We start from the raw sequence: 24,156 nt of genomic DNA on the forward strand, positions 1-24,156 counted from the left end.
CGGGCATGACTGTGCTGCCTGACGACGGCCTCTCACTGGCCGCCGAGTTCCCCGCAGCGACCCATGCGCAGTGGCAGCGCCTCGTGGCGGGCGTGCTGAGCAGGTCGGGCAAGGACATCCCTGACACCGAGGCCGAGGACGCCCTGTCCACCGTGCTGGAGGACGGCCTGCGGGCCCGCCCCCTCTACACGGCGGACACCGCCGGCACCGCCGGCGACGGCGTACCCGATCCCGGTCTTCCCGGTTTCGCCCCGTTCGTCCGGTCCGGCCGGGCCGAGGGCAACACCGCCGGCGGATGGGACGTCCGCCAGCGGCACCGCTCGGCCGATCCCGAGGCGGTCCTGACGGACCTGGAGAACGGCGTCACCTCGCTGTGGCTGGCCGTGGGACCGGGCGGCATCCCGGTCGCGGAGCTCGACCGGGTCCTCGACGGCGTGTACCTCGACCTGGCCCCGGTCGTCCTGGACGCCGGGTCCGAGACCGCGGCCGCCGCGCAGGAGCTGCTCTCCCTGTACGCGCGCCGCGGCGTCGCTCCCGAGGCGGCCCGCGGCAACCTCGGCGCCGACCCGCTCGGCACCGAGGCCCGTACCGGCTCGGCCTACGACGGCGACGCCTTCGCCGCGACGGTCGCACTGGCGCGGCTGTGCGCCGAGTCGTACCCGGGACTGCGGGCCCTGACCGTGGACGCGCTGCCCTACCACGAGGCCGGCGGCTCGGCCGCGCAGGAGCTCGGCGCCTCGCTCGCCACCGGCGTCGCCTATCTGCGGGCGCTCGTCGACGGCGGCCTCTCGCTCGAACAGGCCCTGGGTCAGCTGGAGTTCCGCTACGCGGCCACCGCCGACCAGTTCCTGACCATCGCCAAGCTGCGCGCCGCGCGCCGGCTGTGGGCGCGGGTCGCCGAGGCGTCCGGCGCGCCCGCCGCCGGCGCCCAGGTCCAGCACGCGGTGACCTCGCCGGTGATGATGAGCGCCCGCGACCCGTGGGTGAACATGCTGCGCGCCACGGTCGCCACGCTCGCGGCCGGCGTGGGCGGCGCCGAGTCGGTCACCGTCCATCCCTTCGACCACTCGCTCGGCCTGCCGGACGCCTTCGCCCGCCGGATCGCCCGCAACACCTCCACGATCCTCGTCGAGGAGTCGCACCTGGCCCGGGTGATCGACCCGGCCGGCGGCTCCTGGTACGTGGAGCAGCTCACCGACGAACTCGCCCACGCCGCCTGGGACTTCTTCCAGCAGATCGAGCGGACGGGCGGCCAGACGGCCTGCCTGCGCTCCGGCTGGGTCGAGGAGCGGCTCTCCGCGACCTGGGCCGAGCGCTCCAAGGCCCTCGCCAAGCGCCGCGAACCGGTCACCGGTGTCAGCGAGTTCCCGCACCTGGCGGAGAAGCCGGTGGTCCGCGAGCCGGCGCCGGCCGAGCCCGGCGGCGGCCTGCCGCGGGTGCGGCGCGACGAGGCGTACGAGGCGCTGCGCGCCCGCTCCGACGCCCACCTGGCGGCGACCGGCGCCCGGCCGCGCGTCTATCTGGCGGCCCTCGGGCCCGCCGCCGCGCACACGGCCCGGCTCACCTTCGCCGCGAACCTCTTCCAGGCGGGCGGCATCGAGCCCGTCACCGAGGGCTCCTTCGAGGACAGCGGCGCCACCGAGGCGTGCCTGTGCTCCAGCGACGCCCTGTACGAGGAGCGGGCCGAGGCCGAGGCCGCCGCACTGCGCGCCGCCGGGGCCGCGCACGTCACGCTGGCCGGCCGGCCCGCCTCGTACGACGGCGTCGACGCGTACGTCTTCGCGGGGTGCGACGCCGTCGCCGTCCTCTCCGCCACCCTCGACCGTATGGGAGTGTCGTGATGGGTATCCCCGACTTCACCGGGATCGACCTCGGGTCCCCCACCCCGGCCGGCAGCGCCGAGGAGTGGCGCGCCGCCGTGAAGCGGGCCTCCGGCGGGGACGACCTGCTGTGGGAGACGCCGGAGGGCATCGCGGTCAAGCCGCTGTACACCGGCCGTGACCTGGAGGACCTCGACTTCCTCGGCACGTACCCGGGCATCGCGCCCTACCTGCGCGGCCCGTACCCGACGATGTACGTCAACCAGCCGTGGACGATCCGGCAGTACGCGGGCTTCTCCACCGCCGAGGAGTCCAACGCCTTCTACCGGCGCAACCTCGCGGCCGGACAGAAGGGCCTGTCGGTCGCCTTCGACCTGCCCACCCACCGCGGCTACGACAGCGACCACCCGCGGGTGACCGGCGACGTCGGCATGGCGGGCGTGGCCATCGACTCCATCTACGACATGCGGCAGCTGTTCGACGGCATCCCGCTGGACAAGATGTCGGTGTCGATGACGATGAACGGCGCGGTGCTGCCCGTGCTCGCGCTCTACATCGTCGCGGCCGAGGAGCAGGGCGTGCCGGCCGAGAAGCTGGCGGGGACCATCCAGAACGACATCCTCAAGGAGTTCATGGTCCGCAACACCTACATCTACCCGCCGAAGCCGTCGATGCGGATCATCTCCGACATCTTCGCCTTCACCTCGCGGAACATGCCCCGCTACAACTCCATCTCCATCTCCGGCTACCACATCCAGGAGGCGGGCGCGACGGCCGACCTGGAGCTGGCGTACACGCTCGCGGACGGCGTGGAGTACCTGCGGGCCGGCCGGGAGGCGGGCCTGGACGTGGACGCGTTCGCGCCGCGCCTGTCGTTCTTCTGGGCGATCGGCATGAACTTCTTCATGGAGATCGCCAAGCTGCGCGCGGCCCGCCTGCTGTGGGCCAAGCTGGTCAAGCAGTTCGACCCGAAGAACGCCAAGTCGCTGTCGCTGCGCACCCATTCGCAGACCTCCGGCTGGTCGCTCACCGCCCAGGACGTCTTCAACAACGTGACGCGCACCTGCGTCGAGGCCATGGCGGCGACCCAGGGCCACACCCAGTCGCTGCACACCAACGCCCTCGACGAGGCCCTCGCGCTGCCGACCGACTTCTCGGCGCGCATCGCCCGCAACACCCAGCTGCTCATCCAGCAGGAGTCGGGCACCACCCGGGTCATCGACCCGTGGGGCGGCAGCGCGTACGTGGAGCGGCTCACCTACGACCTGGCGCGCCGGGCGTGGCAGCACATCCAGGAGGTCGAGGCGGCCGGCGGCATGGCGCAGGCCATCGACGCCGGCATCCCGAAGCTGCGCGTCGAGGAGGCCGCGGCCCGTACCCAGGCGCGGATCGACTCCGGCCGGCAGCCGGTGATCGGCGTCAACAAGTACCGGGTCGACGGCGACGAGCAGATCGAGGTGCTCAAGGTCGACAACTCCTCCGTGCGCGCCCAGCAGATCGACAAGCTGCGGCGGCTGCGGGCGGAGCGGGACGAGCGGGCCTGCCAGGACGCGCTCGAGGACCTCACCCGGGCCGCCGGCGGCGAGGGCAACCTGCTCGAACTCGCCGTGCGCGCGGCCCGCGCCAAGGCCACCGTCGGCGAGATCTCGGACGCCCTGGAGAAGGTGTACGGGCGGCACGCGGGCCAGATCCGTACGATCTCCGGCGTGTACCGCAACGAAGCAGGCGAGTCCCCGTCCGTCGACAGCACGCGCGCGCTCGTGGACTCCTTCGAGGAGGCCGAGGGCCGGCGTCCGCGCATCCTGGTCGCCAAGATGGGCCAGGACGGGCACGACCGCGGCCAGAAGGTGATCGCCACCGCCTTCGCCGACCTGGGCTTCGACGTCGACGTCGGCCCGCTCTTCCAGACGCCGGCCGAGGTGGCCCGGCAGGCCGTCGAGGCGGACGTCCACATCGTGGGCGTCTCGTCCCTCGCGGCCGGTCACCTCACGCTCGTCCCGGCGCTGCGGGACGAGCTGGCGGCGGAGGGCCGCGAGGACATCATGATCGTGGTCGGCGGTGTCATCCCGCCCCAGGACGTGCCCACGCTCCTGGAGATGGGCGCCGCCGCGGTCTTCCCGCCGGGCACGGTCATCCCGGACGCGGCCGCGGACCTGGTCCGGCGGCTGGCCGGCGACCTGGGACACGACGCCTGATCCCATGGCCATCGACATCGACACGTACGAGAAGGGTGTACGGGACGGCAGGCGCGCCCTCGTGGCGCGCGCCATCACCCTCGTCGAGTCCACCAGGCCGGCGCACCGGGTGCTGGCGCAGGAGCTGCTGACGCGGCTGCTGCCGCACAGCGGCCGGGCCCGGCGGATCGGCATCAGCGGCGTGCCCGGCGTGGGCAAGTCGACCTTCATCGACGCCTTCGGCACGATGCTCACCGGGCTCGGGCACCGGGTGGCGGTGCTCGCCGTCGACCCGTCCTCGCAGCGCACCGGCGGCTCGATCCTCGGCGACAAGACGCGCATGGAACGCCTCGCGGTGGACCCGGCCGCCTTCGTGCGGCCGTCGCCCAGCGCCGGGACCCTCGGCGGCGTCGCGAAGGCGACCCGCGAGTCGATGGTGGTCATGGAGGCCGCCGGCTACGACGTGGTGCTGGTGGAGACGGTCGGCGTCGGGCAGTCGGAGACGGCCGTGGCCAACATGGTCGACTCCTTCCTGCTGCTCACCCTGGCCCGCACCGGTGACCAGCTCCAGGGCATCAAGAAGGGCGTCCTGGAGCTGGCGGACGTGGTGGCGGTGAACAAGGCGGACGGCGCGCACGCGCCCGACGCCCGCGCCGCCGCCCGCGAGCTGGCCGGCGCGCTGCGCCTGATGCACGGCAAGGAGGCCTTCTGGACGCCTCCGGTGCTGAGCTGCAGCGCACGCGAGTCGACCGGGCTCGACGAGGTGTGGGAGCGCCTCGAGAAGCACCGCTCGCTGCTCGACGCGACCGGGCGCCTGGACGCCCGGCGCCGCGAGCAGCAGGTCGACTGGGCGTGGACCATGGTCCGCGAGGAGCTGCTCGGCCGGCTGCGCTCGGATCCGGCGGTCAGGGCGCTCGCCCCGGACGTCGAACGGCAGGTGCGGGACGGGGAGTTGACGGCGACGCTCGCGGCCGAGCGGATCCTCGGCGCGTTCGGCGACGGGCGCCGCGCGGGCTCCTGAGCGGCGCGGAGGACGGGAAAAGAGAGAAGCGAGAAGTGATACCCACTCCTCGCCACTCTCAACATATAGCGCATGGGGGGCCTTGCCGCAAGGCCCCCTTCGTGCCGCACAATCGCCGCCATGAACCCCCTCACCACCAGCGCGTTCGCCCTGCCCGACAGCCTTTCCGCGAAGGCCGACCCGGCTCTCATCGCGGCCGACGAGAAGCATTTCGCGGCGATCGAGGAGAGCCTGCGGGAGGCGATCGACGAGCTGTCCGAGCGGCTCGACACCCTGCGCAGGGCGCCCGGCGGCCTCGGCCGGGAGGCGATGGACCGGGACACGGAGATCCACCGGCTCACCGGCCGGCTGCGGGCCCTGCGCCGCTTCGGCCTCGACCTGTGCCTCGGCCGGGTGGTCGGCGCCGACGACGCCGAGCCGGTGTACATCGGCCGGCTCGGGCTCACCGACAGCACCGGGCGCCGGCTGCTCGTCGACTGGCGCGCGCCGGCCGCCGAGCCGTTCTTCGCCGCGACCCACGCCCACCCCATGGGCCTGGCCAGCCGGCGCAGGTACCGCTGGACCGGCGGCCGGATCGGCGACTACTGGGACGAGGTGTTCACCGCCGACGCCCTCGACGGGCACGCCGCGCTCGACGACCAGTCCGCGTTCATCGCCAGCCTCGGCGGCAAGCGCTCGGCGCGCATGCGGAACGTGCTGTCCACGATCCAGGCCGACCAGGACGCCGTCATCCGGGCCGGCTCGCGCGGCGCGCTGGTCGTCGACGGCGGCCCCGGTACGGGCAAGACCGTCGTCGCCCTGCACCGCTCGGCGTATCTGCTCTACTCCGACCCGCGGCTCGGCCAGCGGCGCGGCGGCGTGCTGTTCGTCGGCCCGCACCAGCCCTACCTGGCGTACGTCGCGGACGTGCTGCCCAGCCTCGGCGAGGAGGGCGTACGGACCTGCACCGTGCGGGACCTGGTGGCGGAGGGCGCCACGGCCGGTGAGGAGACCGATCCGGAGGTGGCCCGGCTGAAGTCGGACGCGCGGATGGTGCACGCGATCGAGCCGGCCGTGCGCTTCTACGAGGAGCCGCCGACCGACGCGCTGACCGTCTCCACGCCGTGGGGCGACGCGCGGCTGAGCGCCGACGACTGGGCCGAGGCGTTCGACGCGGCGGGTCCTGGCACGCCTCACAACGAGGCGCGCGACCAGATCTGGGAGGAGCTGGTGTCGATGCTCCTGGACCGGGTGGTCGAGGGCGGCGCCGAGGACGTGCCCGAGAACCTGTTCCGCAGGGCGCTGCTGCACGACAAGGAGCTGGTCGGCGCCCTCGACCGGGCCTGGCCGCTGCTGGAGGCGGCCGACCTGGTCGGCGACCTGTGGACGGTGCCCGCCTATCTGCGGCTGTGCGCGCCGTGGCTCGACGCCGAGGACGTCAGGCGGCTGCGGCGCTCGGAGGCCGGCGCGCAGGCCTGGACGGTGTCCGACCTGCCGCTCCTCGACGCGGCGCGGCAGCGGCTCGGCGACCCGAAGGCGGCGCTGCGCAAGCGCCGGCAGGAGGCGGCGCTCGCCGCCCAGCGCGAGCAGATGCAGAAGGTCGTCGACAACCTGATCCACGCCGTGGCCGACTCCGGCGCCGACGGTGACGACGGCGAGGGCCTGGTGACCATGCTGCGCGGCGAGGACGCGAAGGTCAGCCTGGTCGACGAGAGCCAGCTGCCGAGCGCCGAACGCGACCTGTTCGCCGGCCCGTTCGCGCACATCGTGGTCGACGAGGCGCAGGAACTCACCGACGCGGAGTGGCAGATGCTGCTGCTGCGCTGTCCGTCCCGCAGCTTCACCGTGGTCGGCGACCGCGCCCAGGCGCGGCACGGCTTCACCGAGTCGTGGCGGGAGCGCCTGGAGCGGCTCGGCTTCGACCGGATCGAGGTGGCGTCCCTGAGCATCAACTACCGGACGCCGGAGGAGGTCATGGCGGAGGCCGAGCCGGCCATCCGGGCCGCGCTGCCGGACGCCAACGTGCCGACGTCGGTGCGCAGCAGCGGCATCCCGGTCGCGCACGGCCCGGTCGCCGACCTGGAGACGGTGCTCGACGGCTGGCTCGCGGAGCACGCGGAGGGCGTGGCGTGCGTCATCGGCGACGAGGCGTTCGTGGCGGCGTACGACGCGACGTACGGGGAGCGGGCGCGGGTGCGGGCGCTGACGCCGAGCCTTTCCAAGGGCCTGGAGTTCGACCTCGTCGTCCTGGTGGATCCCGAGGGCTTCGGCACCGGCGTCGAGGGCGCGGTCGACCGCTACGTCGCGATGACGCGGGCGACGCAGCGGCTCGTCGTGCTGACGAACGGCTGACCTGGGATCGGCCGGGCCCGGGCCCGGGGCCAGGCTCGGGGCCCGGCTACGGGCCCGGCTCCAGGCCCGGCCGTTCGTGGGGGTGGTTACGGGGCGGAGGGCGCCCACACCGTGCCCCGGGCCTCGTACTCCAGCATGGCCTCCAGGTCGGTCGCGGTCTGCGGGCCGAGTTCGCGGCGGACGAGCCAGAGCGCGAGTTCGAGGCCGGAGGTGACGCCGCCGGCGGTGACGAGGTCGCCGTCGTCGACGACGCGGGCGCTCTTGACGAGGCCGCCCTGCCGTTCGAGGTCCGGCTTGGCCTTGTGGTGGGTGGTGCATGGACGGCCCCGGGTGAGGCCGGCGGCGGACAGGAGCATCACGCCGGTGCAGAGCGCGGCGACGGTGAGGCCCGGGCGGGGCGCGGCGGCGAGCGCCCGGGGCAGGGCGCCGCGGTCGATCTCGGCCCACACGCCCGGGCTGTCGCGCCGGGCGTAGCCGCCGCCGGGCACGACGAGCAGGTCCGCCTCGTCCGGGGCCCACGGGCGGACGCCGCGGACGTTGGTGCCGTAGGCGGCGGTGACGGAGCGGGCGCCGGTGGCGGAGACGTAACGGACCTCGACCGGGCGCGTGGTGAAGAAGCCGGACGCGGAGAAGACCTCGTAGGGCGCGGCGAAGTCGAGTTCCTCGACGCCGTCGAAGAGCACGACGTGCACGCGGAGCGGGCGGGCGGCGGCCCCGGTGGCCGCACCGGCCGGCGCGGCGGCCGTGGCCGTGGTGGCCGTCGCCGTGCCGGCGAGCGCGCCGGTGGCGCCGAGGGCGGTGGAAGCGCGGAGTAACTGCCTGCGGTTCATGTGGGGCTCCTGGGGCGAAAGTGCCAGTCGGGTCGGTTGGGTCGTGTAGGTCGTCTAGGTCGGGTGGGGTGGCTGGGGCGGTCAGGTCACGTGGGCCGGGCGGACCGACAGGTCTCTTGGGCCGGCCGGGTCGGTCGGATCGCGTGCGTCGGCGGGTCGGTCGGATCGCGTGCGCCGGCCGGGCCCGGTGGGCCGCGAGCGCTGACCGGGGGTTGTGTGCGCCGGCCGGGTCGGCCGGGCCGCGTGCGTCGGCCGGGACAGGTCGGTCTCAGGATGTCGGCCGGGACGGGTGGGTCTCGGGGGGGGCGGCCGGGACAGGTCGGTCTCAGGATGTCGGCCGGGACGGGTGGGTCTCGGGGCGTCAGCAGGGACGGGCGCGTCTCGTGGTGTCGGCCAGGGAGTCGGACGGCGGCGGCGATCGGTTCCCGGCCGGGCCGGCCGGCGATCGGCGGGAACCCGCCGGGCCCGCCGTCCGACTCCTCTCCCGCACGGGCACGGCGGCGGCGAAGGGCGGCAGGATGGGCGGACTGGACATACGCATGCGCTCGGTCGCCTGCCGGCACGGCCGCAACGAGGCCGTGGCGGGTGTGGACCTGGAGATCGCCGCCGGTGAGCGCGTCGCCCTGACCGGCACGAACGGGTCCGGCAAGACGACGCTGCTGCGGGCCGTCCTCGGATTGCACGGGCGCACCAGCGGCACGATCGAGGTCGGCGGGCGGGCGGCGCGCTCGGCCGCCGAGTGGGCGTGGCGCCGCCGGTCGTGCGCGTGGATCCCGCAGAAGCCGGCCGCCGGGCGCTTCCCGCTGCGCGGCGACGAGCTGCTGGCGAGCAGCGGGGCGCCGGCCGAGGCGGCCGGCGCCGCCGAGCGGCTCGGTGTCGGCGCGCTGACCCGCCGGCCCGTGCACACGCTGTCCGGCGGGCAGTTGCAGCGGATGTACCTGGCCCGGGCGATCGGCTGCGTGGCCGCGGGCGCCCAGGTGCTGCTCGCCGACGAGCCGACCGCGGCGCTCGACTTCGCCGGCCAGGAGGAGGCGGCCGACGTGCTGGCCGCGCTGCCGGTGACGCTCGTCGTCGTCACCCACGACCGGGCGCTCGCCGAACGCTGCGACCGGGTCCTGGAGATGGCCGCCGGGCGGCTGCGGGAGGTGCGGTGAGCGCCCTCGCGACCGCCGACCTCGGCGCGATGCTCCAGCTGGTGCCCGTGCAGCGGGCGGGCGTGGCGCTGCTCCTCGCGGCCGTCGGCCTTCCCGTCATCGGTGTGGTGATCGTCGGGCTCGACATCATGCCGGTGCGGTTCGCGATGATGCACGTGGCCCTGCTCGGCATCGCCGTCGGCCTGCTGACCGGGCTCGACCCGATGCTGTGCGCGCTGGTCGCGTGCGCCTTGGCGGGCGCCGGAGTGGCGCCGCTGGCCCGTACGCCGGACGGACTGTCGGGCGCGATGGGCCTGTTGATGAGCCTGGCCGTCGCCGCCGCCCTGCTGGTGCTCGCCGTCTCCGGCGTCAACGCCTCCGGCGCCTTCGCCCTCCTGTGGGGCTCGATCCTCTCGGTCGGCACCGCCGACCTCGTGGTCCTCGCCGTCCTGGCCGTGGTGGTGCCGTCCCTGTTCTGGTGGCGGCGCCGGCAGGTGGCGCTGCTGCTGTACGACCGGGAGCTCGCCCAGTGCTCGGGCGTACCGGTCCGGTTCCTCACCGCGGCGCTGCTCGTGCTGGTCGCGGTGGCCGTCGCGGGGGCCATCAAGCTGACCGGCGCGCTGCTGGTCGACGCCCTGACGCTGCTGCCCGCACTGGCCGCGCGGCGGCTCGGCCGGTCGCTGTGGTCGATCACCCTCTGGGCGGTCGGGACCGGCGTCGCGGTGAACCTGACCGGTTTCCTGCTGGCCCTGTGGCTGGACTGGCCTCCCGGCCCGGTCCTCGTCCTGACGGCGGGGACGGTCGTCCTCGCCGCGCATCTCGTCCCCGAACGGAGAGACAGCTCATGGCGCGCACCCGCGTCCGCACCACCGTCCGTATCGCTCCCCTCGTCGCACTGAGCGCGGCGCTCCCGCTCCTCACCGGGTGCGGGAGCGAGGACGCCGGCCCGGCCGGCCCGTCCGGCCACGACCACGGGGCGGCCGGGCACAAGCCGGTGGTGGTCGCGACGACCACCTGGGAGGGCGCCTTCGCCAAGGCGGCGGGCGCCGAGGACGTCACGGTGATCGTGCCGCGATCGGTGCACCACGCGCCGGACTACGACCCGAAGCCCTCGGACCTGGCGGCGGTGGCGAAGGCCGACTTCGTGCTGTACGCGCCGTTCGAGCCGTACGCCGCGAAGATCAAGGAGGCGGCCGGCTCGAAGGCGAAGCTGGTGGAGGTGAACCTCGACAACGACCCGGCGAAGGCCGGTGCCGAAGTCGTGCGCCTGGGCGGCCTGTTCGGCACGAAGGAGGACGCCGGCCGCTGGAAGGCCCGTCTCGACGGCGAGGTCACGAAGCTCAACGGCGAGCTGAGGTCCGCCTGGCCGGGCGGCCGGAGCCCGGCCGTCGTCACCCAGGTCTTCACCGGCTGGGCGGCGGGCCTGGCCGGGGCCACCACGGTCGGCACGTACGGCCCCGAGCCGGTCACCCCGGCCCAGCTGGCCGCGCTCTCGGCGAAGAAGCCCGCCTTCGTCCTGGACAACGCGCACATGTCGACGGGCACGGTGCTGCCCGGCTCGGGCGCGAAGCAGGTGGCGATCGTCAACTATCCGGGCGACGACATGGACCTGCTGGCGGTGTACCGCGGCGCGGCGGCCGAGCTGAAGAAGGCCATGGGCGGGTCCTGAGGGCCGGCGGTACGGGGAAGGGGGCCGGGCGCCAGTTCGCGCGGCCCCCTCGCCATCACGCCCCCTCTCCCCGTCACGCCGTCACAGGCGCGGTGGTCCGTTCGGCGGCCTGTTCGGTGGTCCGTTCGGCGGTCCGTTCGGCGGCCTGTTCGGCGGTGCCCTCGGTGCCCTCGGTGGCCTTCCGGTCGGCGAGGACCCGGCTCCGCAGCGCCGCGCGGTCCGGTTTGCCGGCGGCGGTGAGCGGCAGCGCGTCGAGGACCAGCAGGAGTTCGGGGTGCTTGTGCCGGTCGAGTCCGCGCGAGGTCAGGTACGCGCCGAGCTCGGCCGTCGTCGGGGCGGGCGCGGAGCCCCTGGTCACCAGGCAGGCGGCGAGCCGCTCGCCCATCAGCGGGTCCGGCACGCCGACGCAGACGACGTCGCGCACCCGTGGGTGGCGCACGAGTTCGCGTTCGACCTCGGCCGGGCTGATGTTGGCGCCGCCGCGTATCACGATGTCCTTGAGGCGGCCGACGACGTGCAGGACGCCGTCGCCGTCGAGGAAGCCGAGGTCGCCCGTGCGCACCCAGCCCTCCGGTGTGCGGTGCCGGGCGTCGAGCTCCGGCGCCGCCACGTAGCAGAGCGGTGTCATGGGCCCGCGCGACACGATCTCGCCGATCCGCCCGTCGGGCAGCGGTTCGTGGGTGGCCGGGTCGGCGATGCGGATCTCGGCGACGCGCGGATCGGGGCGGCCGGCGACGACACCGGTGCGGTCGGTGGGCGGCACGGTGTGCTGGAGTCCGGTGTGGCAGTTGACGCCGTCGGCAGACCCGTACAGGTTGACGACCGGACAGCCGAAGACCTCGGCCGCCGCCCTGGCGGTGGGCTCGTCGAGCGGTGCGCCGCCCACGACAAGTGCGGTCGGGGCCGGCAGTGGCTCCGCCGGGCCCTCGGCGGTCTTCTCGCGGGCCTCCAGCATCATGCGGATCATGGTGGGCACGCCGAGGACGTGGGTCGGTGCGTGGGCGCGTACGGCGGCGAGCGCGGCCTGCGGCGTGAAGTGGTCGAGGAGCACGAGGGTGCCGCCGTGCCGGGCGAGTGTGACGGCCGTGCCGCTGGAGCCGAAGGCCGAGGCGAGCGGGACGAGGAAGAGGCAGCGGGGCCGGGTGTCGTCGGGCATGAGGGAGGCGAGGAAGTTGCCGCGGCCGCCGGCGAGGGCGTTGTGGGAGTACGCCACCATCTTCGGCTCCGCCTCCGAGCCGGAGGAGACGAGGATGCGCGCCGCGCTGTCGGGGTCGGGGCGGGCGGGCACGAACGCGGCCGGGTCGGAACGCATCAGCTGCGCGAGCGGAATCGTTCCTTCGGGAACGGCTCCCGGCCCGGCGGCGATCACGTGCTCCAGGGCGGGCAGCGCGGAGGAGAGGACCTGGAGGTCGGCCGCGGGCGTCCGGCCGCGGTGTTCCGCGGCGGCGAGGACCGCCACGGCCTCGGACCGGCGCAGCAGGCACTCGGCCTCGACGGCGCCGCGGCCCACGGGGAAGGGCAGGGCGACGGCGCCCAGGGCGGCGAGTGCCAGGTCGGCGACGACCGCGCCCCGGCCGTCGGGCAGCTGGACGGCGACGACGTCCCCGGCGCCGACGCCGAGCCCGCGCAGGCCCTCGGCCAGACATCGGACCTTGCGGTCCAGGGCCGTGTAGCAGAGCGCGCCCTTGGCGTCGACGACGGCCGTGCGGTGCGGGTCGGCGATCTGTCTGGCCCGGAAGAGGCTGTAGAGGTCGAGGTCGGGGCAGGTGCCGTCGACCGCCCAGGAGCGGCGCAGCCGGGCGGGCAGCAGATCGGTCAGGGTCACGGTCACGCGAGGCTCCAGGGGTCGGGAACGGCGGGGGCACCGTGCGCGTCCCGGCCGATCGGGCCGGACAGGCGCGGGTCGTGCGGCAGCGCGGAGAGGTCGGTGGTGACGGCGGTGGCCGTCAGGCCGTGGCAGCGCAGCTGGTCCAGGGCGTCCTCGGTGCACATCCCGCGCAGGTCGTACGCGGCGGCCGCCCGCGCGCAGGTGTCGCTCGGCGCGATCCAGCCGTCGGAGGTGGGCAGCGGGTGGCGGAACCCGGCGGGCCGGCGCGGGTCGGCGCCGGCGGCGGCCCGGCGCAGGGCGGGAGCGAGGAGCGTGTCGGCCGCGCCGAGCAGCGAGGAGTCGACGCGTACGCCGTGCCCGGTGCGCTCGCGCAGGAGCAGTCCGGCGAGGACGGCCTCGGCGCCGTGCAGACCGCCGAGCACGTCGAGGAGCGTCATCAGGGACGGTACGGGCGGCTCGCCGGCCGGGTGGACGGCCTCGCCCACGCCGGTGCGGGCCTGCGCCATGAAGTCGGTGCCCATGGGCGCGTCGGCGATCCGGTCCGCCCAGCCACCGGTGTAGGCGTAGACGAGCGCGGGGTTCACGGCGCTCAGGTGCCCGGCGTCGAGGGACAGCTCGGCGGCCTTGCCCGGGGCCCAGTTGTGCAGGAACACGTCGGCCTCGGCGGCGAGTTCGCGCAGAGCGCGCCGGCCGGCCGGGGACTTGATGTCGATCTCGACGGCGTCCTTGCCGCGGTTGAGCGCCAGCCAGCGGGCGGAGACGCCGGAACACGCGGGCGGCATTCCGCGCAGCGGGTCGCCGCCGGGCGGCTCGACGCGGATCACCCGGGCGCCGAGCAGGCCGAGGAGGTGCGCGGCGAGCGGCGCCTGGATGCGGCGGCCGGCTTCGAGGACGGTGAGACCGGCGAGTGGACGGCGCGGGTCGTCACCGCCGGGTGCGGCCGGTCCGGCCGGTGCGGCCGGTCCAGCCGGGAGACGGTGACCGGCGGTCGGGGCGCCTGGTGTGGTCGGGGCCGCATGGGTGCCTGGCGCGGTCGGTGTCAGCCGCCAGGGGTCGGCCGTGTGGTCCTCGCCGGCGCGCTCGGCGAGCGTGCGCAGGCGGCAGACGTCGGCGCCGGACCGCGCGGCCGCCTGCCGGATCCGTTCCCACGGGTGGCGCCGGGTCACGGCGTGCAGGGCGGCCGGGAAGGGCGCGACGGCGGTGGCGTACCGGAACTGGAAGGGCCGCCAGCCCGCCCGTAGCGCGTCACCGGGCGCGTCGAGGGAGCGCCAGAACGCGGCCCACGTGCCGGGGTCCAGGGTCTCCAGCTCGAAGAGGAGTCCCTCGGAGGAGGCGAACGGCGGTCCGCCCGGGGCGACTTCGACGGCCTCCGGCTCGTCGGCGCCGGCGGCCGCGAGGTACTGGGAGACGACGAGCAGACCGGTGCGGTCGGCCGTCGTGGTCACGTGTGACGCCGCACCGCCGCCCCGGGCCTGGCCGACCAGGGCGGCGAGCAGGCCCTGGACGGTGAGCACTCCGGTGGCGGTGGCGAGGTAGTCGACGCCGAGGCCGCGCGGGCCTCCGTGGCGACGGCCGTGGACGGCCATCACACCGGTGGCGGCCTGGGCGGTCGCCTCGTCCTCGATGCCGGAGCCGGGAGCGCCCCAGGCGATGCGGGCCGTGACGGGCGCGAAGTCGCCTCTCTCCAGGCGGACTTCGCCGACGTCCGTCGGCTCGTCGCGCCGTCCGCGCGCCGCGTGCCGCTCTCCGTGTCCGGCTCCGTACTCGTGCGGCCGCGCGCCGAGCCGCCGCAGATGGTCGGCGACGACTCCGGTCAGGGCCGCGGGGCCGGTGAGGTCGCAGCGCAGCGCGTCGAGCGGCCGGACGGCGACCGGCGCGCTGCTTGAGGTGTGCGCGGTGCGTGCTGTGCGTGCGGTGTGCGTGGTGCCCGCGGTGTGTGTGGTGCCTGCGGTGTCCGTGGTGCTCGCGGTGTGTGTGGTGCCTGCGGTGTCCGTGGTGCCCGCGGTGTGCGTGGTGCCTGCGGTGTCCGTGGTGCCTGCGGTGCCCGCGGTGTGCGTGGTGTGCGTGGTCGCTGGTGACGCCATGCCTCTCCTCGGTCGTGAGTCCCCGGTCGCGAAGGGAGTGCGGGAACCGGCGGACCGGTGGGCCCGACCACTTCCACGGGCAGACAGTCGGACGCGTGTTCTGTCGAGTTCCCGAGACGGAGGAAACAGTGACGGATCATGACGTAACGGATCGCCCGGCGACCGGTCGCGAGGTGGCCCTGCTGCGGAAGCGGGTGGCCGTCTTCGTCCACGACCGCGTGGTTCCGTACGAGTCCCGGCTCGACGAGGGCGGCCCGGCGGCCCGGGAGATCCGCGCCCGGCTCCGGACGGAGGCGCGGGCCGCCGGCCTGTGGGCGCTGCCGCTGCCCTCCGAACTCGGCGGCGGCGGGCTCCCGTTGACGGCATACGCGCAGGTCGCCGAGGCCGAGGGCGGCTGCGACCACGGCCCGGCCGCCCTCGGCTCCGCGTCCCTGCTCGACGTGACGATGCTGGCGCGGCACGCGTCGGAGCGGGTGCGTGCCGCGTATCTGCCCGGCCTGGTCTCGGGCGAGCAGCGCTCTTGTTACGCGATGACCGAGCCGGACACGCCGGGCACCGAGCCCGCGCTCACCGCCACCCGGGCCGAGCGCGCGCCGGGCGGCGGGTGGGTCGTCACCGGGCGCAAGCACTTCGTGTCCTCGGCGGCGGACGCCGACCTGGTGACCGTCCTCGCCCGCACGAGCGGCGCTCCGGGCGACCGTGACGGCCTGTCCCTGCTCCTGGTGCCCACCGGCTCGCCCGGTTTCCGGGTCGTGCGGGAACTGCCGGTGTTCGGTGCGACCGGACAGTACGAGATCGCCTTCGACCGGGTCGCCGTGCCCGCCGACCATCTCGTCGGCGAGGCGGGCGCGGCGCTCGCCGTGGCCGGCGAGCGCCTTCAACTCGGACGGGCACTGCGGGCGTTGCGGTGGGTGGGTCAAGCACAGCGGGCCTTCGACCTCATGTGCGAGCGCGCGGTGGGCCGGCAGGGCGCGCGGGGCCCGCTGGCCGACCGGCCGCTGGTGCGGCAGCACGTCTTCGAGGCGCTGCTCGCGCTGCGGACCACCAGGCCGCTCGTGTACGAGGCGATGGAGCGGGTGGCGGCCGGGCTCGACGCGCACGTGGAGGTCGGCCTCGCCAAGACGGCCGCGGCGCGCACCCTTCAGGACGTCGCCGACCGCGCCATCCAGGTCTTCGGCGCGGCGGGCCTCGGGCCGGACACGCCGCTGCCGGCGCTGTTCCGCACGGGACGGACGGCGAGGATCCTCGACGGCCCCGACGAGCTGCACGTCGCCTCGGTCGCCGGCCGGGTGCTGCGGAACCGGACGGCGGTCACACCCGGGTGAGGTCGGCCTGGCCGAGGAGCGCGGCGAGGCCGAGCGCCAGGAAGAAGTCGCCCCAGACGAGTTCGTGCCGGACGGCGGTGCCGGCGTGCGCGTCGTAGCAGCCGTCGAGCAGCATCCCGGGCGGGCCCGGACCGCCCGGGCGGGTGAGGTGGGCCCGCGCGAGGTGGCGTAGCACCGTCTCCGCGCGGTCGGTGTAGCCCAGTTTGAGCAGGGCGACAGCGCCGATGGCGGCGGCCGAGGTGTCCACAGGGCCGTCGGGACGGTCGGCGTGCGCGGACGGGACGGGCGGGCCGGTCAGGAAGCCGCCCTGGTGGAGCAGGACTTCGGCGGCTTCGGCGAGCCGCTTGGGGCGCCAGACCGGTGTACGGGCCCGGAGCAGGCCGTCGGCGACGGCGAGCAGCAACCACGCCTCGCCCCTGGCCCAGCCGGGTGCCGGGTCGTCGTCCGCCGCCCACTGCCTGGCGACGGCGTCGAACCGCCAGGCGGGCACGGGGCGTTCGGCGGCGTCCGGCAGGCACAGGTCGAGGTGGCGGTGCAGGTGGGCGGCCGCGGCCCGCTCGCCGTCCGGCCCGGCGGAGGCCAGCAACGGCACCGTCCCGGGCGCCCCGTCGGCCCGCACTCGCATGCGCGCTCCGCCGAGCGCCGCGCCCCAGGGCACGACGCCGGCGCCGGGCTCCCACGCGTCGAGCACGGCCCGCGCCGCCCGCTCCCGGAGCCGGCCGGCCGCGGGCTCGCCGTCGGCGAGCGCCGTCCCGTACCAGAGGATGAGCCCGCGAACGACGGTGTCGGCCTCGACCCAGGGCGCCAGCCGTGCGGTGACGGCGCGGGCGGAGTCGTAGGCGGAGTCGTAGGCGAAGTCGGCGCCGGTGGCGGAGTCGGAGTCGGAGTCGGCGCCGGTTTCGGGCGCGCGGGCGGAGTCGTAGGCGAAGTCGGCGCCGGTGGCGGAGTCGGAGTCGGCGCCGGTTTCGGGCGCGCGGGCGGAGCCGGCGGCGGTGGCGGCGGACTCGGGCGCGGTGGCGGAGTCGGCGGCGGTGGCGCCGGATACGGGCGCGGTGGCGGAGTCGGCGGCCGTGGCGGACTCGGCGGTGGCGGCGCCGGCTGCGGTGGCGGTTGTCCGGCGGGCGTGGAGCCAGAGGAGACCGGCCCAGAAGCCGCCGGTCCAGGAGCCGCGGGAGGTGGTGGTCCAGTGTCCGGTGCGGGGATCGGCGTGGAGCGGGAAGCGCGGGCCGACCTCGGCGTCGGTGCGGGCGACCCGGTCGAGGAGCAGGGTCAGGGCCTCCTCGGCCCAGTCGGAGGTGCTCACGGGCGCCGGTCCCGGGAGGCCCAGGTGACGGCGACCAGGGCCGCGAGCGCGAACTCCGCCGCGACCAGGAGCCAGCCGGGACCGTACCGGCCGCTCTCCGCGAGCGCGCCGAACAGCGGCGGCCCGACGGCGAACCCGGCGAAGAAGCCCGCGGCCACCAGCGCCGAGTCACGACCGGCCCGGCCGGGCGCGGACCGCTGCATCACGAGGACCATGGACACGGCGTTGCCGGCCACGGCGAAGATCCCGACCGCGACGGCCCCCGCCCACACGAGCGCCTCGATCCGCAGGGCGGCGGCCAGCAGCACCGCCGCGCCCACCGCCCCGGCCGCGAGGAGACCCGGCAGCCACGGCGCGCGGGCGGGCGTGGCGGCCCGGGACCACCCGATCCGCCCGCCGATCCCGGCGACACCGAGGACGGCGACCAGCGCGCCCGCCACCGTCGGCCCCATGCCGAGGCGTTGGGCGCCGAAGAGGGCGAGGTAGGTGTTGACGGACGCGATGCCGGCACCGAGGAAGAGCGAGAAGGCCGCAAGCCAGGGCACGGGATCACCGGAGCGGGAGGGCGGTGGGCCGGGCGCCGGACCGGTGACCGCGGTCTTCGCAGGTGCGGGTGGCGGCGCGGTGGCCGGGAGGGCGCGGTGGGCCCAGAGGCCGGCGAGGAGCGCCGCGCCGGCGGCCAGCCAGACCGCACCGCGCCAGCCGATCGCGCCCGCCGCCGCGGCCAGCGGCAGGCCGGCCGCGAAGGCGCCGAGCTGGACCCCGGACTGTTTGGTGCCGGTCACGGCGCCTCGCCCGGGCGGCGGGACGGCGGCCAGGATCGCCTTGTTCGTGGCCGGGTTGGCGAGCGCCTGCGGGACGCCGCCGAGCGCGACCGCGGCGAGGAGCACGGCGGGGCCGGGCGCCGCGCCGATCAGGCCGAGGGCGGCCGCGGACAGCGCGAGCAGCGCCACCAGCGCCCGGCGGGGCCCGATCCGGTCCACGATCCGCCCGCCGACGGGCGAGAGCACGGCCGCGGTGCCGAATCCCACGGTGGTGGTCAGGCCCAACTCCGTCTCGGTCACGCCGAGTCGGCCGACGATGCGCGGGCCGAGCGCCCCGAGCAGGAAGAGCTGCATCATCGAGAAGGCCATGGCGGTCGTCAGGAGCGCGGTCAGCCCGCGCGGCGGCCCTCCTCCGGTCCTCACCTGACGCCTCCTTCCGGCGCGCCGGGCCCGCCCCGGTCCCGCGCGCCTCAGGAGTCGTCCCGCACAACCGTCCAGTTCCCGAGGTGCTCTTGTGCGTGGTGCGGTTTGTCGCGTAGGCATGTTCCGCACAGGTCGAGGGGGCGGCCTCCAGCGGCCGCGCCCGCCCGCGACCCGCTCGGAGAGGGGTGCAAGGATGGCCGGGCCATGACACCAGGCCGAGGGGCGCGAGGGTTACGGGCCGCGATGTTCGCGGCCGTCTGCGTGCTGCTCTCGGCCACCGGCCACATCCTGATGGCGGGGCGCGGGGTGGCCGGCTGGGCGCTGGGCCTCGCGTTCGCCGGAACGTGTGCCACCGCCTGGGTCCTGGCGGACCGTGAGCGCGGCCTGGCGGCCGTGACCACGGCGGCCGTGGCCGTGCAGACGGTCCTGCACACCGTCTTCTCCTGGTCCGCGACGGGCATGGTGGGCACGACAGCCGGCGTCGGTCCGGCCCCGACGAGCCCCACGGACCACCTGGCGTCCATGGCGGACATGGCGCATATGGCGCACATGGACCACACGGCTCACATGAGCCACATGGGCCACCTGGGCCACTCCCCCATGGACATGGCCACCGACATGGGCCTGAGCATGGGTATGAGCGCGGGCATGGGCATGCCCGGGATGCCGGAGGCCGCCGTCGGCCACCACGTCATGACCGACACCTCCACCGGCCTCGGCATGCTCGCCGCCCACCTCCTGGCCGCGCTCCTCAGCGGCCTGTGGCTCGCGTACGGCGAGCGCGCGGCGTTCCGCGTCCTGCGCGCCCTGCCCGCCGCCCGCTTCTCTCCCGCGCGGTTCCTGCGCCTGCTCCTCGCCCTCGTCGCCGTACCGCCCGTGCCGGACCGGCCGCGCCCGCGGCCCGCCCGCGCCGCCGACGAACGGGCGCCGCGACGGCTCCTGTTCGCCCACGCCGTCATCTCCCGAGGTCCGCCACCGGCCCTCGCTGTCACCTGATCGGTCCGACAGCCGGCTCACGACCTCTCACCGGCGCCGTGCCGCGCCGCGGCTTCCGCGCGCGCTCCGCCGGATTCCCTTGCCTATGTCTTGTGAGGACCTGTGGCGATGACTCCTGCCCGCGAACTCCCCCACCAGCCCCAGCACCAGCTCCCGCTCCCGCACCTGCATCCCCTTCCCCGTCAACGCCCGCTTCCGGACGACGCCGACGCCGTGGCGACCCGGCTGGCGCTGGCCGCCCGCGACGGCGACCGGGCCAAGGCCGATCTCTTCGTCCGCGCGCTGCACCGCGACGTGTGGCGGTACGTGGCCCATCTCAGCGCCGACCGCCAGGCCGCCGACGACCTCACCCAGGAGGTGTTCCTGCGCGCGCTCGCCGCGCTGCCGCGTTTCGAAGGGCGGTCCTCCGCCCGTACCTGGCTGCTGTCCATAGCCCGCCGCACCGTCGTCGACAGCCTGCGGCACGCCGCCGCCCGGCCACGGCTCTCCGACCGCGACGACTGGCAGACGGCCGCCGAACGCGCCCAGCCCAGAGGACTGCCCGGCTTCGAGGACGGCATCGCGCTCGCCGAGATCATGGCCGCGATCCCCGCCGAACGGCGCGACGCCTTCGTCCTGACCCAACTCCTGGGCCTGCCCTACGCGGAGGCGGCGGCGGCCGTCGGCTGTCCCGTCGGCACCATCCGCTCCCGCGTGGCGCGCGCCCGTACGTCCCTGATCGCGCTGCTGCACGGCGACGAGCCGCTCCACCGGGCACCCGCCCTCGCCTGACGCGACGCGCACCCGCGCGCCCGCGCGTTTCCGCCGGACAGGCTCCCGCGTCCTGTCCGGCGGTGCGGCCATGCCAGGCGGACGCCAGGCGGACACACGGCAGACATGCGGCAGGCATACGGGCCGCGGATCGGGGCAATCGCCAGTCGGAGGTGGCTCATGATTTCCGCGCAGTTCGTCCCGCGGTCGCGCACGGTCACCGGGCCGCGCACGTACCGGGCCGCCTCGGGGACGGCACGGGTGGTGCGCGAGCCCGGGCCGGAGGGCGGCACGGTCGTGCTCGCGGCGATCGGAGAGTTCGACGTGGAGACGGTCGGCTGTCTGGCCCGGGCGCTGGCCGAGGCCCGGCACGAGGGCTGCCGGCGGACCGTTCTCGACGTCTCGCGGGTCGAATTCGGGGACTCCTCCTTCCTGCACGTCCTGGTGACCGCCCACTTCGCGGGCCGTCCGTTCGTGCTCATGGGGCCGGTGCCTCGGCAGTTGCGTCAGCTGTTCGCCATGACGGGAACGCTGCGCCTGTTCACGTTCACCGAGGACCGCGCCGGTCCCGGCTTCGCCTGATCATGGAGCACAGCACGAGAGGAGGGCCCGACCAGATGGGTGCGACGGAGGCGGCGGAGGACTTCGCCGGACGTCTCGATGTCCAGGTACGACAAGGGGCGCCGGACGGGACGGTGGTCCTGGCGGTGACGGGTGAGCTCGACCACGACACGGCGTCCCCGCTCAAGGAGGCGCTACGGGAGACGGCGCCGGACGAGCGGGTGGTGGTGGACTGCTCGGACCTGCGGTTCTGCGACTCGACGGGACTGAACGTGCTGCTCAGGGCAAGGCTGCGGTTGCTGGAGGGCGGCGGCCGGCTGGATCTGGCGGGACTTCGGCCGCCGGTGGACCGGATGTTCGAGATCACCGGGGCGCGGACGGTCTTCCGCGTGTACGAGGACGCCGGGGCGGCACTCGCGGACGCGTCCCCGGCGGAGGAGTCATGACCGGCCGGGGGGCCGAGGGCCCGCAGGACGTCGGAGCCGAGTCGGCGCGGCGGCAGGGGCCGGCCGATCCGCAGCAGGTGGAGACGCGGCCCGCGGGCGCGTGGGAGGCGCGGGAGATGGAAGAACAGCCGCAGGCGCAGGCGCAGGTCAGGCGACTGCCGCTGCGGGGCTCGGCGGGCGCCGTGACGCGGTGCCGTGACTTCACCAAGGCAGCCCTCGTCGACTGGGGCTGGCTGCCGGCCCGGACGACGGAGGGCCGGGAACGGGCGGAGGACGTGCTGCTGCTGGTCTCGGAGGTCGTCACCAACGCGTGCCTGCACGCCGGCGGACCGCAGGAGCTGGTCCTGCGGCAGTCCGGCTCGGACGGGCGGCTGCGGATCGAGGTGTCCGACGGGAGTCCCGACCGGCCCCGCGCGCACAGCCCCCGTTCGCCCGCGCAGCCCGGTGGCCACGGCCTGATGGTGCTGGACCGGCTGGCCGGCGCCTGGGGCTCGGCGGAGAAGAGCGACGGAAGCCCCGGAAAGGTGGTGTGGGTGGAGGTCGCCCGACCCTCCCGAGGCCCGTGGCTACGCCACCAGCGCCCCGGCACGCCCTGACGCCCGCCGCCCACGGGACGGCCGCCCCGCCCGGGCCCCCACCGGGGGCCCAAGCGCCGGGGCCACCCGCCCTGGGCCCCACCTGCCCGGGCTGTCCCGCCGAGGCCACCCACGCGGACCGCCACCTCGGGCGCACCCCGCCAGGGGCCATCCGCCCGGGCGGTCGCGCCGGGGGCCACCCCCCTGGGCCCCGCCCGATCGGGCGGACCCGCCGGGGACCACCCGCCCGGGCGCACCGACCTCAGCCACTCGCCCGCACCGCCCCGGGCACAGCCGCCAGGGGCCATCCGCCCTGGGCCCCTCCAGCCCGGGCGGACCCGCCAAGGGCAACCCGCCCGGACCGTCAACCGGGCGCACCCACCGGGGCCATCCGCCTCAGCCACTCGCCCGGCCTGCCCGCCGGGCCACCCGCCAGGGGCCACCCACGCGGACCGCCACCCCGGACGCCCCCGGGGCCACTCGCCTAGGCGGACCCGCCGAGGGCAACCCGCCCGGACCGCCAGCCGGGCGTTCCCGCCGGGGCTATCCGTCTGACCCACCTTCTAGGACCACAGCCCCGGGCGGACCCGCCTCAGCCACTCGCCCCGGCCTGCCCACCGGGCGTTCCCGCAAGCGGCCTCCGCCCGGAGTGCCACCCCGGACGCCCCCCGGGGCCGCCAACGCTGGGCCGCACCCGCCCGGGCGGACCCGCTGGGGACCACCCGTCCGGACCGCCACCCCGAACGCCCGCTCCGGGGGGCCGCCCACCCTGGGCCCCACTCGCGCAGGCGAACCCGCCGAGGGCCACCCGCCCGGGCAGCCAGCCGGGCGCACTCGCCGGGCCATCCGTCTGAGCCTGAGCCACCTGCTCGGACCACAACCGGGCGGACCCGCCTCAGCCACTCGCCCGGCCCGTGAGCCGGGCGCATCCGCCTCGGCCACTCGCCCGGACTGGCAGCCGGGGCCGCCACCTCGGACGCACCCGCCAGGGGCCACCCACGCGGACTGCCACTCCGAACGCCCCCGGGGCCGCCCACGCTGGGGCCCGCCCGTCCAGGCGGACCCCGCCCGGCCTGCCAGCCGGGGCCGCCGCCCCGGACGCGCCCGCCCGGAACCACCCACCCTGGGCCCACCCGCCTGCCCGGGCGGACCCGCCGGCAGCCACCCGCCTGAGCCCGCCCGCCCGGCGCCCCCTCCGCCGCGCGCCTCGCCGGCTCCGGCTCGCCCTCCTGGCCGCCGCCTCCCATGCGGGCGCCGCTCCGGCGCCGGCGTGCGCCTGCCCCGCGCCACCGGCCCCACGCACCGCCGCCCCGCCCGCCCGGACAGCACCCCGGGCGCACCCGCCTCAGACCTAGCCCACCCGCCCGGCGTCCCCCCGCCTCGCCCTCCCCGCCGCCGCCTCCCAGGCGGGCGCCGCTCCGGCGCGGGCCCTCCCGACGCGGGCGTGGCCTGCCGGCCACCGCACCGCCGGCCCGCGCGCCGCCGGCCCGCCCGCCGCCCGCGTGCGCCTGCCCTCGCGCCACCGGCACCCGCCCCACCAGCCCCACGACCCGCACCCTCGCCCCGCAAAGTCGCTCGTTTGCCCGGCGGCCGGAAAGGTAAGACGCCGTCCATGGCCGAGACGGGGAAGGAGAACACGGCGATCGACCACGCCCGGCGGTACGAGCTGACGACGGGCCCCGGGGTGGTGGCCGAGAGTCGCGTTCTCACGCTGAGAGCGTTGCGCGCCTGGTTCGGCGCGGCCGGCGCGCCGGACCGCGTGCCCGTGCAGGACGCGCTGCTGCTCGTGTCGGAGATCGTCACCAACGCCGGCAGGCACGGCGGGGTGCCGTACGAGCTGCGTCTGGAGCGCGACGAAAGGTCGCTGCGGGTGCAGGTCAGCGACACCAGCCCGACGCGGCCGCGCGCGGACGGCCCGCACCGGCCCGACCGGGCGTCCGGGCACGGCCTGTTCCTGCTGCAGCGGCTCGCGGCCCGTTGGGGCTGGGTGCCGCGGGGCCGTACGGGCAAGACGGTGTGGTTCGAGGTGGAGATGCTCCCGGAGGCCGCCGCACGGGGCCGGTCCTACAGTGGATCTGGAACGTGAAGCCGGAACGTGAAGCCGGTCGCCAGGAGTCCGTGCC

The 24,156-nt window shown here is 76.0% G+C and carries 19 protein-coding genes; 14 read left to right on the forward strand and 5 right to left on the reverse strand.

Annotated elements, in window-relative coordinates; all coding sequences use genetic code 11:
- Positions 1-5: 5 nt before the first annotated feature.
- The 4 genes from ACIGO8_RS09850 (at position 6) to helR (ending at position 7,346) form a co-directional block, all read left to right on the forward strand.
- On the forward strand, positions 6-1,841 hold the full coding sequence (locus ACIGO8_RS09850; protein WP_399726582.1) for a methylmalonyl-CoA mutase family protein: 1,836 nt from the start codon (positions 6-8) through the stop codon (positions 1,839-1,841).
- Positions 1,841-4,015 (forward strand): methylmalonyl-CoA mutase, encoded by a 2,175-nt coding sequence (gene scpA, locus ACIGO8_RS09855; protein WP_399726585.1) that lies wholly within the window; start codon positions 1,841-1,843, stop codon positions 4,013-4,015. Before ACIGO8_RS09850 ends, scpA begins: the two co-directional genes overlap by 1 nt.
- A gap of 4 nt (positions 4,016-4,019) precedes the next feature.
- Complete coding sequence (meaB, locus tag ACIGO8_RS09860) at positions 4,020-5,015, forward strand: methylmalonyl Co-A mutase-associated GTPase MeaB (RefSeq protein WP_399726587.1); 996 nt, start codon at positions 4,020-4,022, stop codon at positions 5,013-5,015.
- A gap of 120 nt (positions 5,016-5,135) precedes the next feature.
- Positions 5,136-7,346, forward strand: coding sequence for an RNA polymerase recycling motor ATPase HelR (gene helR / locus ACIGO8_RS09865; RefSeq protein ID WP_399726590.1), 2,211 nt, complete (start codon positions 5,136-5,138; stop codon positions 7,344-7,346).
- Between the two features lie 86 nt (positions 7,347-7,432).
- Here the strand turns inward: helR and ACIGO8_RS09870 are convergent, their stop codons facing one another.
- Positions 7,433-8,176 carry a DJ-1/PfpI family protein gene (locus tag ACIGO8_RS09870; protein ID WP_399726593.1) on the reverse strand — a complete coding sequence of 248 codons (744 nt, stop codon included), beginning with the start codon at positions 8,174-8,176 and terminating at the stop codon, positions 7,433-7,435.
- A gap of 518 nt (positions 8,177-8,694) precedes the next feature.
- Between ACIGO8_RS09870 and ACIGO8_RS09875 the strand changes: the two genes are divergently transcribed.
- From ACIGO8_RS09875 to ACIGO8_RS09885, 3 genes are read left to right on the forward strand one after another with little or no spacing between them, the layout of a single operon-like run.
- Positions 8,695-9,330, forward strand: coding sequence for a metal ABC transporter ATP-binding protein (locus ACIGO8_RS09875; protein ID WP_399726596.1), 636 nt, complete (start codon positions 8,695-8,697; stop codon positions 9,328-9,330).
- The gene (locus tag ACIGO8_RS09880) at positions 9,327-10,208 is read left to right on the forward strand and encodes a metal ABC transporter permease (RefSeq protein ID WP_399726599.1); all 882 of its coding nucleotides are present in this window, start codon (positions 9,327-9,329) and stop codon (positions 10,206-10,208) included. The genes ACIGO8_RS09875 and ACIGO8_RS09880 overlap by 4 nt, the downstream gene beginning before the upstream one ends.
- Positions 10,154-10,978: a metal ABC transporter solute-binding protein, Zn/Mn family gene (locus ACIGO8_RS09885; protein ID WP_399726601.1), complete on the forward strand. Its 825-nt coding sequence runs from the start codon at positions 10,154-10,156 to the stop codon at positions 10,976-10,978. The genes ACIGO8_RS09880 and ACIGO8_RS09885 overlap by 55 nt, the downstream gene beginning before the upstream one ends.
- 73 nt (positions 10,979-11,051) lie before the next feature.
- On the opposite strand, the gene ACIGO8_RS09890 is transcribed toward ACIGO8_RS09885, so the two are convergent.
- Together ACIGO8_RS09890 and ACIGO8_RS09895 are read right to left on the reverse strand one after the other, a co-directional pair.
- Positions 11,052-12,809 carry a class I adenylate-forming enzyme family protein gene (locus ACIGO8_RS09890; RefSeq protein ID WP_399726604.1) on the reverse strand — a complete coding sequence of 586 codons (1,758 nt, stop codon included), beginning with the start codon at positions 12,807-12,809 and terminating at the stop codon, positions 11,052-11,054.
- On the reverse strand, positions 12,806-14,890 hold the full coding sequence (locus tag ACIGO8_RS09895; RefSeq protein ID WP_399726607.1) for a CoA transferase: 2,085 nt from the start codon (positions 14,888-14,890) through the stop codon (positions 12,806-12,808). The genes ACIGO8_RS09890 and ACIGO8_RS09895 overlap by 4 nt, the downstream gene beginning before the upstream one ends.
- Positions 14,891-15,063: 173 nt before the next feature.
- Between ACIGO8_RS09895 and ACIGO8_RS09900 the strand changes: the two genes are divergently transcribed.
- Positions 15,064-16,215: an acyl-CoA dehydrogenase family protein gene (locus ACIGO8_RS09900; RefSeq protein WP_399726610.1), complete on the forward strand. Its 1,152-nt coding sequence runs from the start codon at positions 15,064-15,066 to the stop codon at positions 16,213-16,215.
- Here the strand turns inward: ACIGO8_RS09900 and ACIGO8_RS09905 are convergent.
- Both ACIGO8_RS09905 and ACIGO8_RS09910 read right to left on the reverse strand, forming a co-directional pair.
- Positions 16,202-17,518 (reverse strand): sugar ABC transporter permease, encoded by a 1,317-nt coding sequence (locus tag ACIGO8_RS09905; protein WP_399726613.1) that lies wholly within the window; start codon positions 17,516-17,518, stop codon positions 16,202-16,204. The two genes, ACIGO8_RS09900 and ACIGO8_RS09905, sit on opposite strands and share 14 nt — an antisense overlap.
- Complete coding sequence (locus ACIGO8_RS09910; RefSeq protein WP_399726616.1) at positions 17,515-18,705, reverse strand: MFS transporter; 1,191 nt, start codon at positions 18,703-18,705, stop codon at positions 17,515-17,517. Before ACIGO8_RS09910 ends, ACIGO8_RS09905 begins: the two co-directional genes overlap by 4 nt.
- A gap of 243 nt (positions 18,706-18,948) precedes the next feature.
- Here ACIGO8_RS09910 and ACIGO8_RS09915 point away from each other — a divergent pair, with 243 nt between their 5' ends.
- The 6 genes from ACIGO8_RS09915 (at position 18,949) to ACIGO8_RS09940 (ending at position 24,119) form a co-directional block, all read left to right on the forward strand.
- Positions 18,949-19,701 (forward strand): hypothetical protein, encoded by a 753-nt coding sequence (locus ACIGO8_RS09915; RefSeq protein ID WP_399726619.1) that lies wholly within the window; start codon positions 18,949-18,951, stop codon positions 19,699-19,701.
- 108 nt (positions 19,702-19,809) lie between these two features.
- Positions 19,810-20,472, forward strand: a complete 663-nt coding sequence (locus ACIGO8_RS09920; protein ID WP_399726622.1) for a sigma-70 family RNA polymerase sigma factor — start codon at positions 19,810-19,812, stop codon at positions 20,470-20,472.
- Between the two features lie 159 nt (positions 20,473-20,631).
- On the forward strand, positions 20,632-21,033 hold the full coding sequence (locus ACIGO8_RS09925) for an STAS domain-containing protein (protein WP_399726625.1): 402 nt from the start codon (positions 20,632-20,634) through the stop codon (positions 21,031-21,033).
- A 35-nt stretch (positions 21,034-21,068) separates the two neighbouring features.
- The gene (locus ACIGO8_RS09930) at positions 21,069-21,458 is read left to right on the forward strand and encodes an STAS domain-containing protein (protein WP_399726628.1); all 390 of its coding nucleotides are present in this window, start codon (positions 21,069-21,071) and stop codon (positions 21,456-21,458) included.
- A complete protein-coding gene (locus ACIGO8_RS09935) occupies positions 21,455-22,054 on the forward strand; it encodes an ATP-binding protein (protein ID WP_399726631.1) in 600 nt (199 codons plus the stop codon). Before ACIGO8_RS09930 ends, ACIGO8_RS09935 begins: the two co-directional genes overlap by 4 nt.
- Positions 22,055-23,645: 1,591 nt before the next feature.
- The gene (locus ACIGO8_RS09940; RefSeq protein WP_399726634.1) at positions 23,646-24,119 is read left to right on the forward strand and encodes an ATP-binding protein; all 474 of its coding nucleotides are present in this window, start codon (positions 23,646-23,648) and stop codon (positions 24,117-24,119) included.
- Positions 24,120-24,156: the final 37 nt, after the last annotated feature.

The organism is Streptomyces sp. NPDC053493 (assembly GCF_044544825.1).
Classification (GTDB): Bacteria; Actinomycetota; Actinomycetes; order Streptomycetales; family Streptomycetaceae; genus Streptomyces.